At 74.1% G+C, this 13,459-nt stretch carries 11 protein-coding genes; 2 read left to right on the forward strand and 9 right to left on the reverse strand.

The annotated features are described in order from the left end of the window. Positions 1 to 113: 113 nt before the first annotated feature. Genes AC5R91_RS06175 through AC5R91_RS06190 form a run of 4 tightly spaced genes read right to left on the reverse strand, consistent with a single transcriptional unit; the run spans position 114 to position 4,099 of the window. The gene (locus AC5R91_RS06175; RefSeq protein ID WP_495396163.1) at positions 114 to 812 is read right to left on the reverse strand and encodes a response regulator; all 699 of its coding nucleotides are present in this window, start codon (positions 810 to 812) and stop codon (positions 114 to 116) included. Next, positions 809 to 2,266, reverse strand: coding sequence for a sensor histidine kinase (locus tag AC5R91_RS06180; protein ID WP_495396164.1), 1,458 nt, complete (start codon positions 2,264 to 2,266; stop codon positions 809 to 811). The genes AC5R91_RS06175 and AC5R91_RS06180 overlap by 4 nt, the downstream gene beginning before the upstream one ends. A 4-nt stretch (positions 2,267 to 2,270) precedes the next feature. Next, positions 2,271 to 3,107, reverse strand: a complete 837-nt coding sequence (locus AC5R91_RS06185; RefSeq protein ID WP_495396165.1) for an ABC transporter permease — start codon at positions 3,105 to 3,107, stop codon at positions 2,271 to 2,273. Beyond that, entirely contained in the window at positions 3,104 to 4,099 is a 996-nt protein-coding gene (locus AC5R91_RS06190) for an ATP-binding cassette domain-containing protein (protein ID WP_495396166.1), read from the reverse strand. The genes AC5R91_RS06185 and AC5R91_RS06190 overlap by 4 nt, the downstream gene beginning before the upstream one ends. Positions 4,100 to 4,331: 232 nt before the next feature. Between AC5R91_RS06190 and AC5R91_RS06195 the strand changes: the two genes are divergently transcribed. Both AC5R91_RS06195 and AC5R91_RS06200 read left to right on the forward strand, forming a co-directional pair. Then, positions 4,332 to 5,387 (forward strand): pentapeptide repeat-containing protein, encoded by a 1,056-nt coding sequence (locus tag AC5R91_RS06195; protein WP_495396167.1) that lies wholly within the window; start codon positions 4,332 to 4,334, stop codon positions 5,385 to 5,387. A gap of 89 nt (positions 5,388 to 5,476) precedes the next feature. Then, the gene (locus tag AC5R91_RS06200) at positions 5,477 to 6,037 is read left to right on the forward strand and encodes a sigma-70 family RNA polymerase sigma factor (protein WP_495396168.1); all 561 of its coding nucleotides are present in this window, start codon (positions 5,477 to 5,479) and stop codon (positions 6,035 to 6,037) included. Here the strand turns inward: AC5R91_RS06200 and AC5R91_RS06205 are convergent. From AC5R91_RS06205 to AC5R91_RS06225, 5 genes are all read right to left on the reverse strand, one after another. Further along, complete coding sequence (locus AC5R91_RS06205) at positions 5,989 to 7,143, reverse strand: right-handed parallel beta-helix repeat-containing protein (protein WP_495396170.1); 1,155 nt, start codon at positions 7,141 to 7,143, stop codon at positions 5,989 to 5,991. The two genes, AC5R91_RS06200 and AC5R91_RS06205, sit on opposite strands and share 49 nt — an antisense overlap. Positions 7,144 to 7,297: 154 nt before the next feature. After that, complete coding sequence (locus AC5R91_RS06210; RefSeq protein ID WP_495396171.1) at positions 7,298 to 9,853, reverse strand: hypothetical protein; 2,556 nt, start codon at positions 9,851 to 9,853, stop codon at positions 7,298 to 7,300. A 62-nt stretch (positions 9,854 to 9,915) separates the two neighbouring features. After that, a complete protein-coding gene (locus tag AC5R91_RS06215; RefSeq protein WP_495396172.1) occupies positions 9,916 to 11,016 on the reverse strand; it encodes a hypothetical protein in 1,101 nt (366 codons plus the stop codon). Between the two features lie 262 nt (positions 11,017 to 11,278). Beyond that, positions 11,279 to 12,907, reverse strand: a complete 1,629-nt coding sequence (locus AC5R91_RS06220) for a hypothetical protein (protein WP_495396173.1) — start codon at positions 12,905 to 12,907, stop codon at positions 11,279 to 11,281. Continuing rightward, positions 12,904 to 13,284 carry a hypothetical protein gene (locus tag AC5R91_RS06225; RefSeq protein WP_495396174.1) on the reverse strand — a complete coding sequence of 127 codons (381 nt, stop codon included), beginning with the start codon at positions 13,282 to 13,284 and terminating at the stop codon, positions 12,904 to 12,906. Before AC5R91_RS06225 ends, AC5R91_RS06220 begins: the two co-directional genes overlap by 4 nt. Between the last annotated feature and the right edge of the window lie 175 nt (positions 13,285 to 13,459).

Genomic DNA, 13,459 nt, shown 5'->3' on the forward strand with positions numbered 1-13,459 from the left:
TCTAATCACCCTAACCGCAGCGGGTTCTCGTCCGCAGCGGAGGTCGGCGCCGGCCTGCGCAGGGAGCCGCTGCCAGGGCAGGAGTCAGGCAGGTCAGGCAGGTCAGGCGCCGCTCAGGCCGTCCCCGGCTGGGAGGGCGGCCGGTCGGAGGGGCGCACGAGGCCCGTCTCGTAGGCGAAGACGACCGCCTGCACGCGGTCACGCAGCTCCAGCTTCGCGAGGATCCTGCCGACATGGGTCTTCACGGTCGCCTCCGACAGCACGAGGCGCGCCGCGATCTCGGCGTTGGAGTGTCCGGCCGCGACCTCGCCCAGGACGACCAGCTCACGGTCGGTGAGGCGGGCCAGGCGGGGATCGGCGGGAGCGCGCGGGCTGTCCGGGTCGGGCAGCCGGTGGGCGAAGGTGTCGAGCAGCCGGCGGGTGATGCTCGGCGCGACCACTGCGTCGCCGACCGCCACCGCCCGGATCGCCGACAGCAGGTCCGCCGGACGCACGTCCTTGAGCAGGAAGCCGCTGGCACCCGAACGCAGGGCCGCGTAGGCGTACTGGTCGAGATCGAAGGTGGTCAGGATGAGGATCCGGGCCGTCCCGCCGGCGGCGATGATCTGACGGGTCGCCTCGATCCCGTCCATGCCGGGCATCCGGACGTCCATGAGCACGACGTCGGGTTCGAGCTCGGCGGTCAGCCGGATCGCCTCCGCGCCGTCGCCCGCCTCCCCTGCGACGGTCAGATCGGGCTGCGAGGACAGCACCATCCGGAAGCCGAGGCGCAGCAGCGGTTGGTCGTCCACGAGCAGGACCGAGACGGTCACGAGGCCACCCGCTGTGCCGCGACCGGCCGCGGCACGGGGCCGCCCAGCATCGCGCCGCCCGGGGCGGGGCCGTGCTGGGCGGGGCCGTGCTGGGCGGGGTTGCCCGGCACCGCGCCGTCGGCGGACGCGACCGGCTCGGGATCGGCGGGCAGCCGCGCGTGGACGCGCCAGCCGCCCGTCGGCCGCGGCCCGGCCACCACGATGCCGCCGAAGGCCGCCACCCGTTCCCGCATCCCGACGAGCCCCTGCCCCCCGGAGCCGCCGGGCACGCCGGAACCGCCGGGGCCGTCGAGGATCTCGACCTCGAGCGCGCCGGCGCCGTACCGCAGCCGGACCTGGGCCGTCGCCGCGGGCCCACCGTGCTTGAGGGTGTTGGTCAGGGCTTCCTGGACGAGCCGGTAGACGGTGAGCGCGGCGCCGCCGGACAGCACGACCGGCTCGCCGCTGATCTCCATGGCGACGGGCAGGCCGGTCGCCCGGACCTGCTCGACCAGCCGGTCGAGATCACCGAGGCCGGGCTGCGGCGCGCGGGTGTCCTGCTGCGCGTCGTCGCGCAGGATGCCGAGCAGCCGGCGCATCTCGCCGAGTGCCTCCCGGCCGGTGTCGGACACGGCCTGGACCGCCCGGCCGGCCGCGGCGGGGTCGGTGTCGAGGGTGAACGCCACGCCATCCGCGAGGGCGATCATCACGGAGAGATTGTGGGCGACGACGTCGTGCATCTCGCGGGCGATGCGGGCCCGTTCGGCCGCGGCGCCCAGGCGGTTCTGCTGGTCGCGTTCGCGTTCGAGGCGGGCCGCGCGGTCCTCCAGGTAGGCCAGCCGGGCGCGGCGCCCACCGATGTTCACCCCGGTCGCGCAGGCCGCGATCATCATGCCGGTGAGGAACACGAAGGCGCTGAACATCTCCCGCACCGGCGGCCCGCCCCAGCGCACCGCCGCCAGCACCACCCCGAGCTCGGTGACGCCGGCCGCAAGCAGCGTCCAGCGGCGGGGCCGGGACGCCGCGACCGAGTAGAGGGCGATGACCAGCGCCGCGTCGCCGGGCGAGGTCACGTCGAGCAGCCACTGGACGAAGGCGATCGCGGCGAGCAGGGCGAACACCGCCAGCGGCCGCGACCGCCGCCAGATCAGCGGAACCAGCAGCACGGCCGCGAACACCAGGCCCAGCGCCTGCCCCTCGGGATGCAGCACCGCGGCGATCAGCGCCAGCGCCGCGCACGGCAGCACGATCGCCGCGTCGACCCCGGTCGGATGCGCCGCGAGCAGCCGCAGCAGCCGACCGGGGCTGCGCGGGCCGGGCAGATCGTCGACAGCCACGTCGAGGGCCACGGGCTCCATTGTGCTCGCGGCGGCGCTCGCGACGACCCGCCCGAAGGCCCGACCCATGCCCTGCCCGAGGGCCCGACCGATGCCCCGCCGGATGCCCCGACCGGTGCCCCGCGCCGAGGAGGCCACGAGGCTAGGCGTCCCGTCGCCGCAGGACCACCGCCGCGGCGGCCAGCAGGACCGCCGCGTACCCGCAGAACAGCAGGAAGCCGGTCCAGGGCCCCAGTGACGAGGAGTCCCGCACGACGGTGAAGATGTCCTGGCCGGCGCTGCTGGGCAGGTACGGGTCGATGTTGTTCGACCAGCTCGACGGCAGGAAGTTGACGATCAGCGGCAGGATCAGCAGCACCCCGAACAGGGTGGCGATCCCGCCGGCGGTGCTGCGGACCAGCGCGCCGAGCGCGACCCCCAGCAGGGCCACGACCGTGAGATAGAGGCCGCCGCCGAACACGGCGGTGAGCACGCCGGGATGACCGAGCGTGGTGTCGATGTGCTTCGACGACAGCATCGCCTGGCCGCCGACGAAGGCGACGAACGACGAGACCGTCATCAGGACGAACGTGACCACCGCGAACACGATCGACTTCGCCCACAGCACCGGCAGGCGGTGGGGCACCGCGGTGATCGTCGCGCGGATCATGCCGGTGCCGTACTCGCCGCTGAACATCAGCACGCCGAGCACGCCGATCGCGAGCTGCGCGAGGAACACGCCGGAAAGACTCGTGTTCGTCGGGTCGAAGGTGAGCCGGTCGATCGGCGACTCCTGATCCCAGTGGCTGGCCTGCGCCCAGGAGATGAGGATGCCGAGGGCGACCACGAAGACGATCGCCGCGAGCAGGGAGAACAGGGTCGAGCGCAGGGATCGCAGCTTGGTCCACTCCGACAGCAGGACCCGGCGCCGGGTGACCCCGTAGCCGGCCTGCGCCGTCAGCTCGCCGCGCGCCGGTCGCACGTCCGTCACCGTCGTCATGATCTCGCTCCCGCCCCGTGCGTCTCAAGGCGGGCGCCGCCCGCCGCCTGCGCCGACCCGTCCCCCGGCTGGTGCGGCAGCGCCGACGCGGAGCCGCCGTGGTACTCGACGGCGTCATGGGTCAGCGCCATGAACGCCTCCTCCAGCGACGCCTGGCGCGGCGTCAGCTCGGACAACGCGATGCCGGCGGCGGCCGCGACCGCGCCGATCCGATCGCTCGGCAGCCCGGACACCTCGAGCACGTCGGCTCCGTCCGCGCGGATCGTCACGTCCGCGGACAGCAGCAGATCCCGCAGCTCCGCCGCGCGCGGCGACCGGACGTGCACGACGTTCTCGGAGGCGCCGGCGACGAAGTCCGCGACGGACATGTCCGCGATCAGCCGGCCCTGCCCGATGACGACGAGATGCTCGGCGGTCAGCGCCATCTCGCTCATCAGGTGGGACGACACCAGCACCGTGCGCCCCTGCGCGGCCAGATCCTGCAGCAGGGTGCGGATCCAGCGGATGCCCTCCGGGTCGAGACCGTTGACCGGCTCGTCGAGGATCAGCGTCCCGGGATCCCCGAGCAGCGCCGCGGCGATGCCCAGCCGCTGCCCCATGCCCAGCGAGAAGCCCCCGGCCCGTTTGCGGGCCACGCCGGCCAGCCCGACCAGCTCGATGACGTCGGCGACCCGGCGGCGCGGGATGCCGTGGGTCTGGGCGAGGGCCAACAGGTGGTTGTAGGCCGACCGACCGGTGTGCACCGACCGCGCCTCCAACAGCGCACCGACCTCGCACAGCGGTGCCCGGAAATCCCGGTACCGCTGCCCGTTGATCAGGACGCTGCCCTCGCTCGGCTGGTCCAGACCCACGATCATCCGCATGGTCGTGGACTTTCCCGATCCGTTCGGACCGAGAAAACCGGTGACGATGCCGGGCCGGACCGTGAAACTCAGCTCCGACACGGCGAGCTTTTCGCCGTATCGCTTGGTGAGACCTTGCACCTCGATCATCGCTGATCGCCCATCTCTAGGGATCCAAGTCCAGCAGTGCCGAACCTAATCCGCCGCACACGGCGGGACGACGGCCCACAGAGCGATCTTTACGGGCGCCGATGTCCTCCTTGCGGCGTACCCGCCTACGCCGCGGGAGGTATCCCGCCCCCACTCCGAGCCGGCGGCAGCACGCCCGGCGCATGGTCGCGTTTGCCCCACCCGGTGGCGGCGGGCAGCGTACAACCCCACCATGGCGGACAACAGAGGAGCACTTCGCCGACTCGACCGGCGATGGCTGTGGGTCGTCGCGGCGGCCGCGGCGATCGGCGCGGCGGTCGGGATCTGGCACCTGACCGACCGGATGTACCCGCCGGGCACGGACGGCGCGGCGGAGGCCCGCGCGGCGTTGCAGGGCGGGATCCTCACCGCGGTGGCCGCGCTGATCGCCGTCGCCGGCGGCCTGATCGCCCTCGGCGAGACCCGCCAGGCCAACAAGAACACCCACGTCCGCGAGCTCTACACCCGGGCGATCGACCAGCTCGGCTCCGACCGCGACACCATCCGCCTCGGCGGCATCTACGCCCTCGAACGCATCGTCACCGACAGCCCCGCCGACCAGCGCACCGTCGTCGAGGTCCTCTCCGCCTTCGTCCGCAAGCTCAGTACCAGCCCCCTGCTGCGCACGCCACCGCCGCCCGCCCCCGACGGCACCATCCCGCCCCTTCCCCCCGCGATCGACATCCGCGCCGCCGTTCAGGTCCTCGCCCGCCTCCCCCACCGCGCCAGCGTCCCCCGTGCCGATCTCACCGGCGCCGACCTCACCGGTCCGGCCAGCCTGACCGATCTCGCCCTCCCCGACGCCGACCTCACCGGCGCCCGGCTGAGCGAGGCGAACCTCACCCGCGCCCAGCTCGACGGCGCGAACCTCGCGCGCGCCCTGCTGTTCCGCGCCAACCTCACCCGCGCCTTCCTCGTCGAGGCGAACCTCGCCGAGGCCCGGCTGGCCGAGGCGGATCTCACCGGCGCCGAGCTGTTCGGGACGAACCTCACCGGCGCCCAGCTCACGGGCGCGGACCTCACCGAGGCGCGGCTGGTCGACGCGAAGCTCGGCGGCGCCCAGCTCGGCGGGGCGACGCTCACCGGCACCCTGCTGTTCGGCGTCGACCTCACCGGCGTGTCCGGCCTGACACAGAAGCAGGTCAACGCCGCCCACGGCGACGAACGGACCCGGCTGCCGGCGGGAGTCCAACCACCGCCGTCCTGGGTCGCCGCGCCACAGGTCACCGGCGCCGACCCGGTGAGGTAGGGCTAGCCCTACGCCCGGATCGGGTCCTCCCCCGCAGGCGTAGGGAGCGCCTGGTATCGAGCGCGACGCCAAACGGCGACGGTCGTAGCATGACGCAATCGCCTGCGAACACGGTGGAACTGCCTGCGAACACGGTGGAACCGCGGACGGCGGAGGACCATTTCGACGAGCTCGTGCGCCTGCACCGGACGACCCTGCTCGCCTACGCGACCCGGCTCACCGGCGGCGACCGCGGGCGGGCGGAGGACGTCGTGCAGGAGACCTTCCTGCGCGCCTGGCACAACCTCGACCGGTTGACCCCCGAACGCGGCTCGGTCAACGGCTGGCTGCGCCGGGTGGCGCACAACCTCGTCGTCGACGGCTACCGGGGACGTCGGGCCCGGCTGACCGAGCTCGAACTGGAGCCCGAGCACACCGAGGTCCAGGCCCAGCCGGACCACGCCGAGTCGGTTCTGGTCGCGACCACGGTGCAGGCGGCGCTGCGCCGGATCTGGCCCGAGCACCGGGCCGCCCTCGTCGAGGTCTACCTGCGCGACCGCACCTGCGCGCAGGCGGCGGCGGCCCTCGGCATCCCCGAGGGGACGGTGAAGAGCCGGGTGCACTACGCGCTGCGGTCCCTGCGCCGGCAGGAGGAGCTGACCGTGCTGTAGGGCCGCTCATCCGCCACCGCGATGTCGGCGTCGCCGACGTCGAGCCCGACCAGCCACGGGGCGGCGGCATCCTCGATCGACACCCCGATCGGGCTGCCGTGCACCCGGACGCCGTCCAGCCGGGCGGTCGAGTCGCCGAGCAGGCGGACCCCGACGTCACCGCAGTCGGCGATCTCACCGCCAAGGAGGGTCGGGCGGGCGCCGCCGTCGACGACGAGGCCCGCCGCGGCGCTGCCGCGCACCACACAGCGCTGGAGCTCGGGCGCCGACCGGCCCGAGGCGTGCAGCCCGGGGCCGGCGGGGCTGTCGACCACGCACTCGACCAGACTCGGCGCGGCCCGGTCCACGGTGACCACCGCCGGACCGGCGGTGTCGTGAAACCGGCAGTTCTCGACGGTGGGCCGGGCCCGGTCGGCGACATACAGGCCGACCCGGCCCCCGTCCACCCGCGAGCCGACCATCCGCAGGCGAGAGTCCTCCCGGGCGAGGACCGCGGCGCTGGACAGCGAGCTGATCCGGCAGCGGTCGAGCAGCGCCGCGCCCGTCCCGGCCGCCAGCACACCCACGCCCTCGACGTCCGTGAACGCGCAGCCGCGCAGGATCGGCATCGCCCCGCCCGACACGGCGAGACCGGGACCGCCGATGCCCGCCAGGGCGACGTCGACGAGTTCGGCGAGGCCGGCCCCGACCTCCACCCCCGCACCGGCGGGATTGCCGATCCGACCCCTGACCACCCGGGTCCGCCCCCCGTGCAGGTGCAGCGCCACCGCCGCGGTGGCCCGCAGATCGCACCTGTCCATCCGCAGCCGCCCACCCACGACCCGGATCAGCGGCGCTCGCTGGTCGCCGCCGCGTATCTCCAGCCCCCGCAGCCTGATCTCCCCGTCGGCGACGAGCAGGGTCCCCTCGGGCGGCACCTCGATCACGACGCTGCCCGGGCCCTCGCGCGCGACCAGGGTCACGTCCCGGGTGAAGACGAGTGACTCCCGGTACACGCCCGGGCGCAGCGCCACCGTGCCGCCCGGATCGGCGCCGGCCAGCGCCCGGACGATCATCGCCGCATCCTCGGCCGGCGCGGCGAGGTCGGACCGGACGGCTGCGGTCATCGCGAGGCTCCCTGGGTCACGGCACTGCGGGATAGCTGTGGGGCGGGATGGCTGTGGGGCGGGATGCGGCTGTGGGGCGGGATGCGGCTGTGGGGCGGGATCGCTGTGGGGCGGGATGGGCTGTGGGGCGGCGTGGCCGGGGGCGTGTGCGGGGTCACGTCGTCGCGGCCGGTCCCAGGGCGTCGGCCAGGCGGGCGCCGTCGGGTGCGAAGGGGCGGCCGCCGGCGCCGACGCCGAGGGCGAACCGCAGTCGCTCGGGCAGCGCACCGTCCGGCCCGCCGGACGTACCCGCCCCGCTCGCGGCGGGAGACCGCCCGGCGAGGACGTCGCGCAGCCGCTCGAGCGCGCGCTGCGCCAGCGCGGCGTCGACCCGGCCACCGACCACCTCGCGCAGCAGCACCCGCGTGGGGGCCTCGCCGGCCCCGGCACGGCCGTCCGCGGCGTCGGCGGCGTTGGCGGCGGCGTTGGCGTTGGCGGCGTCGGCGTTGGCGTTGGCCGCAATGTCGACGGCGAGGACGACGAACCGGGTGCCGGCCACGAACAGCGCCTCGCTCGACGAACCGCCGGGCGTGGCGTCCGCACCGAGCCACGTCGTCCGGCGGGCCGTCGAGGACCAGATCACGTACTCCACGGTGCGTCCCGGCAGCTCCCAGGGGGCCGTCGACACCTCAAGGAAGGCGGGTTCGACGAGCATGTCCCCCGGCCGGTGACGCGAGACCACGTCCGGGCTCGCAGCCGCCGGGCGGAACACCGGACCCACCACGGCCGGTAGCCGACCGAGGCCGGCCTGAACGCAGCGGGCCAGCAGGACCAGGCCGTCCTCGTCCGGCCGCCGCTCGGCGCCGCGCAGCGCCGCGTCCACCGACCGGCCGGCGGAGTCGAGCCGTCCCGCCGCCGAGAGATAGGCGCGGACCGCGACCAGCCCGGCCAGCAGGTCGTCCGCGCCGGCTCCCGCCCGCAGGCCCGGTTGCAGGGCAAGGGCGCCCATCACGGCGCGTGCGTGCGTCTCGTAGCGCCACCCGAGCAGCGTCCGCAGCCGGTCCCGGTCCTCCACCGTCACCCGCGGCAGCACCGCAAGCCAGGGCAGGAGGTGCCCGGTATCAGCCCGGTCCGCGCCAAAGCCGCCACCGGCGGCGTCCCGGCCGGACCGGCCCCCCTCGAAGCGGCCGTCATCGAAGCGCCCGTCATCAAAGCGGCCGTCATCCAAGCGGCCATCGCCGAAGCGGCCATCGCCGGCGACCTGACGGGAGACGCGGGCCGCTTCGTGGCTCCCCTCCGCGGCGCTGTCGGCGGGCGTGGCCTCGGTCGGGTCGAGCAGAGGCGGTGCGGCACCGGGGACGCGGGGGCCCGCCGCCAGGTCCCGGCCGTGGCCGAGAGCTTCCTCCAGCGCGGAATCCACCGCGGATCCGGCCGGGGCCGCCGCGGGCCGGGCGGGAGTGCCATCGGGCGGCATCCGCGGATGCCAACCCGGGCCGGGCCGCGCCCCGCCACTCACGTCGGCCACCGGATCCACGCCCCGCTGGAGCCCCTGCCCCGGCGACTGCCCGGCCGGAGCGGAGAGCTCCGGGGAACCGGACACAGGATGCGGTAACGCACGGGGCGATGCAGCGGGTGGCGGGGATGCGGGTGGCGGGGATGCGGGTGGCGGGAATGCGGGAACCCGAGGTGACCAGGGGGTCGCCGTGGGAAGGGAGCGCCGGATGACACCGGGCATCGGACCGGGAGCCGACGGTCCCCCCGCAGCCGGCAAGGCAAGCGACGCAGGTAGTGGCACCGGCGCGATCGACGGCACCGGCGCGATCGACGGCACCGGCGCGACTGACGGCACCGGCGCGGGGAGCGGCCTGGGTTCGGCCGGTTCGGCCGGTTCGGCCGTGCGAACCGGTGCAGCGCGCTCGCCCGCGCGCGCCGTCGCAGGCCCGCCGTGCGGCAGCCACGGGCCGACGGCCGTCGACGCTTCCGCTTCGCTCCGCCCAGCCGCCGGCACGGACCATCGGCGGAACGACGTTCCGGTGATCGCCCCGCCCGGCAGCAGCAGGACACCGGCGTCCGCGGTGTACACCGGAACACCGACCCCGGCGAGCAGCGCACGGACCAGGGCGGCCAGTCGGTTCGGCGCCGGGTTCGGATGCGCCAGGACCAGCAGCGGCCGGCCGCGCCACTCGGGACAGGCACGGATCAGCCGGGCCAGCAGCGCGGGCGGAACAGGGCGACCGTTGACCTGGAAGCCTGCCGGGCCGGTGCCCAGGTGAACGGTGAACATCCCGGGTGGGGCCACCGGCAGCCGCGTTGCTCCGGCCAGATCCGGCTCGAAGAACCGGCCGGCGGCGGTGGCGAGGGTGCCCTCGAGCAGCCGCGCCAGGATCGGTTCCGTCGGCTCCGGCGGGGGCGTTCCCCTCGCCCGTCCGGCGGGATCCCACGGGGCCTGTGACGGCGAGGCCAGCAGCCGCGGCACCGGCCGGCCCGCGGCGCTCCATCCGACACTCGTCTCGGGGGGCAGCCAGCCGGCAACCGCGTCGGGGGACACCGGACCCGGACCCGCCCCGGGGCCCGGGTGATGCTCGACGGCCTCGGCCCCGTCGTAGCGGCCAGCCCAGTCGCGCCAGGCGTCGGTGGCAGGCACAGCGTCGGTGGGCCGCACAGCCTTGGTGGCAGGCACAGCGTCGGTGGGCCGCTCGGCACCGGCGAGATAGCCGGTGGCGAGGCTCATGACGTAGCCGGCTTCATGTCAGGTCCTCACGAGGTCCGGACCCGCGCCGCCGCCCCGCACGGTCACGGCGCGTCCGGGGCGGCGGGTTCGCCCGTCGGCGGGACGACCCACGCGGCCTCGTCCTCCCGCCGCCGACTCAGCACGACCGCCAGCACGCGGTGCAGGACGACCTCGTCGATCCGCTCGACCGGTTCGCCGTGCTCCAGGTGCCACCGGAACCCCTGCTCCGGCGCGATGCCGTACTCGTGCAGGTAGTAGCCGACGGCGTCGGTCCACACCCACCGGCCATCCGTGCGAAACGTGCCCGGCACGACGTCCCCCCGGGCCGGGTCGAGGAGATCCGGCATCGACGAGGAGCCGCCGAAGAGGGCGACGCCGTTGTCCAGGTAGCCGAGCAGGCGGGCCCGAACGGCCGCGTTGGTGATCCGGGGCCGGTCCGGGGCGAAGCGCGGTCCGGTGGCCGGGTCGGCCGCGTCGAACACCCGGGCGACCGACACGCCGAGCGCCGGTTCACGTGACCAGAGCAGGGCTCCACACAGGCGGGCGAGGGTCGGGTAGGAGGGCGTTTCGGTACCCACGACGCTCACCTCGACCTGCGGGTCGGGCTCCCCGGCGGCGGCCAGCGCGGTCTGCAGCCGTGCCGTCACCTCGGCCGGGTGTCGCGTACCCGCCTCGATCGTGACGGCGAAGACCCGCTTCGGCGCCGCCCAGGGCTCGCCCGCGGCCGGAACCCGCCAGGTCCGCCACAGGCCGGCGGCGTCCGGCTCGGCCAGGATGGCCGCGAGGATCGCCTGTTCGGTGTCGGCCAGCTCGGACGGCCCCACGCCGGCGGTCAGGTCGACGGGCAGGGAGGCCGCCGTCCCGTCGGCGTAGGGATCATCGGAGCGGAACTCCCAGGCGGTCGGGAGCCGTTCGGCGATGGGCAGGGTATCCAGCGCTCCCAGCAGCCCGTCCTGCTCCTGCCCGGCGGCCCTGAACTCCTCGCGGGCCAGCCCGATCTCGGCGCCGCCGACGTCGAGCCGGCCGGCGGCCACGGCGAGCGTGATCGCCTGGGCGATGTCGAACCGCTGGCCCTGCGCCAGCCAGAAACGCGCCGCGCTGATCAGCTCGTCGGGCAGGAAGCCGGCGAGGCCGAGCAGCGCCCGATGCCAGGCGTCGGTCATCCACGCGTCATGAGCATCGGAAGCGACACCGTCGACGCCTCCTGCCGACACGACGCTTGTCGGGGCCTCGGTCACCAAATCCTCCAGACTTGCCGGAACAGCGTGCCGTCGGGTCCACCGCCGCGGGCCCTTTGGCCGAAGCACGGCCCTGCCGGGCCGCCCAGTTCACGGACAGGGCACCCCCAGGGCACCCACGGAACGGATTCGCAGGACTTCGAAGGGTCGGGAAACTCGGGCTCCGCACCCCACCACGGCGTGGCGCCTACACCGGGCTGGTCGTCGCTCCCGCGGGCGTCGGCGTCGCCGACGCCTGGGTGTTCTGGCCCTCGCTGTCACCCCGCCCGGGCAGCGGCTGGCCCTCGCTCACCTGGAGCGTCTCGTCCGGCACTCTGCCCGACAGCGCCACCACCGGCTCAAGAATCTGCCGCGGCAGCGCCTCACGACCCCGCTGCGTCAGCGGCTCGATCCCCTCCATCCGCTCGCTCGGTACCTGCGTCCTCGTGCTCAACGGATCCGACAGGCCCGCTCGCTCCCGCACCACCCCGGACTCGGGCGTGGTCGTACCCTCAGACGTCGGCGTCCCCGACGCCTGAGTGTTCTGGCCCTCGCTGTCACCCGGCCCGGGCAGGGACTGGCCCTTGCTCACCTGGAGCGTCCCGTCCTGCCCGTCCTGCACCATGCCCGACAGCGCCCCCACCGGCTCACGACCCTGCTGCGGCAGCAGCGCACGACCCTGCTGCGGCAGCGCCTCACGACCCTGCCGCGGCAGCGGCTCGTTCTCCTCGATCCGCTCGCTCTGTTCCTGCGTCTTCGTGTTCAACGGATCCGACAGGCCCGCTCGCCCTCGCACCACCCCGGACTCGGGCGTGGTCGTACCCTCAGACGTCGGCGTCCCCGACGCCTGAGTGTTCTGACCATCGCTGTCACCCGGCCCGGGCAGCGGATTGACCCTGCCCTCGATCGGCTCCCCTTCCCGGGGTTTCTCCGACTGTCGGAACCGTTTGCGGCCGCTCTTTCCCGCCACGGTGTTCAGGCTTTCCGTCGCGGTCTGATAGGCATCATTCAGCGCGGCCGAGAGTTCCCGGGCTCGCGCGTCGAGTGTGTCCAGGCCAGCGTCGATCCAGTTGGTCACGGCGGTGCTGGCGGCGCTCCAGACTGCGGGCTGGGCCAGATCGCCGCTGAAGTCGGCCATCCCGCTGGGGAGTCCGCCCAGGGCCGACGAGGAGTAGCCGGCGAGCACCTGCGCCACCGTCTCCGTCGTCACCGGCTGCCCGAAAAGGTAGTTCTGCATGTTGGCCGCGATACTGTTGATCCCGTCGGCGGGCCCGTTGTGCACCGCTGATTTCTGGTAGGCGTCCGCCATCCCCCGGCCGAACGCGGCCAGCGCCTCGCCCGCGGCGTGCAGCGCGTCGGCGATCGCCGGTGGACCGGCCAGTGTGTCGCGATAGGCGGACATATCCTTGGCCAAGCCGTTCACAATGCCGGAGATCTCCCCCGTCGCGGTCCCGGCGGCCGGTGGGTCGCCGCCACCGAACAACTGGGCGGCGTTTGTCGTGTCGCCGGTGGCGGCACTGAGATGGTCGGTGTGCAGCCGCACCGTCTGCTCGGCGTCCCGCAGCCGCCGGACGTCCATGAGACCCAGTGTCCCGGCGGCCAGCTCGTCGACGATGCCGTCCAGAGTCGACACCGCGGAACCCCAGTTCGCCAGCGCCTGGATGTTGAGGCCGACGGTGAACAGCGGGCTGCCGAAGGGACCGTAGGTCCACCAGCCGGGGCTACCGAAGGTGATCCAGCCACCGGCCGGGGACGCGGCGCCCCGCAGATCCGCCGTGACACCCGTGACAGCCGCCAGCGCGGACGTGAAGTCGGTCAGCGTCCCCGGCTCGCTCACAACTGCTCGGTGCCCTCGGACCGGCCGCGCACGACGCCCAGTGGATGCCCCACCGCCTGGTCGAACTGCTCGGCGGTGACGGTGGCCAGGTCCTCCGTGTCGTTGAAAATCGACCGCCCCTGAACCAGGGCCGCGCGCAGGTCGGTCACCCCGTTGACCAGGGAGTCGTTCGTCTCACTGATCATGCCGAACAGCGCGGTACCGGCGCCGACCAGGTCGACGGCCGGCGACCAGGTCTGACCAGCCGGTTGAAGCTGCACGTCAGCCGTCAGCGGCAAGGGACCCGCTGCGCCGTCCGTGAACTCCTGCAGGGTTCCACCCAGCTGGCTGATCAACTGATCGTACTTGGCCGAGTCGAACTTGATGATGTCGCTCACCGCAGCCCTCTTCGCATGCTCACTGCACGGCGCGAGAAGGGTCCCCGGTTCAGGCATGCCAGCAGACGATCATGGTGGCCCCACCTTGGTGGGAGTGTTTCGCCGCCGGGACCGGGATGCCACCCGCGCCTCCCCTTACCGAAAAAGGGCTCGGACGGAGAATGGCCGACAGATG

Source organism: Frankia sp. BMG5.60 (genome assembly GCF_059428125.1).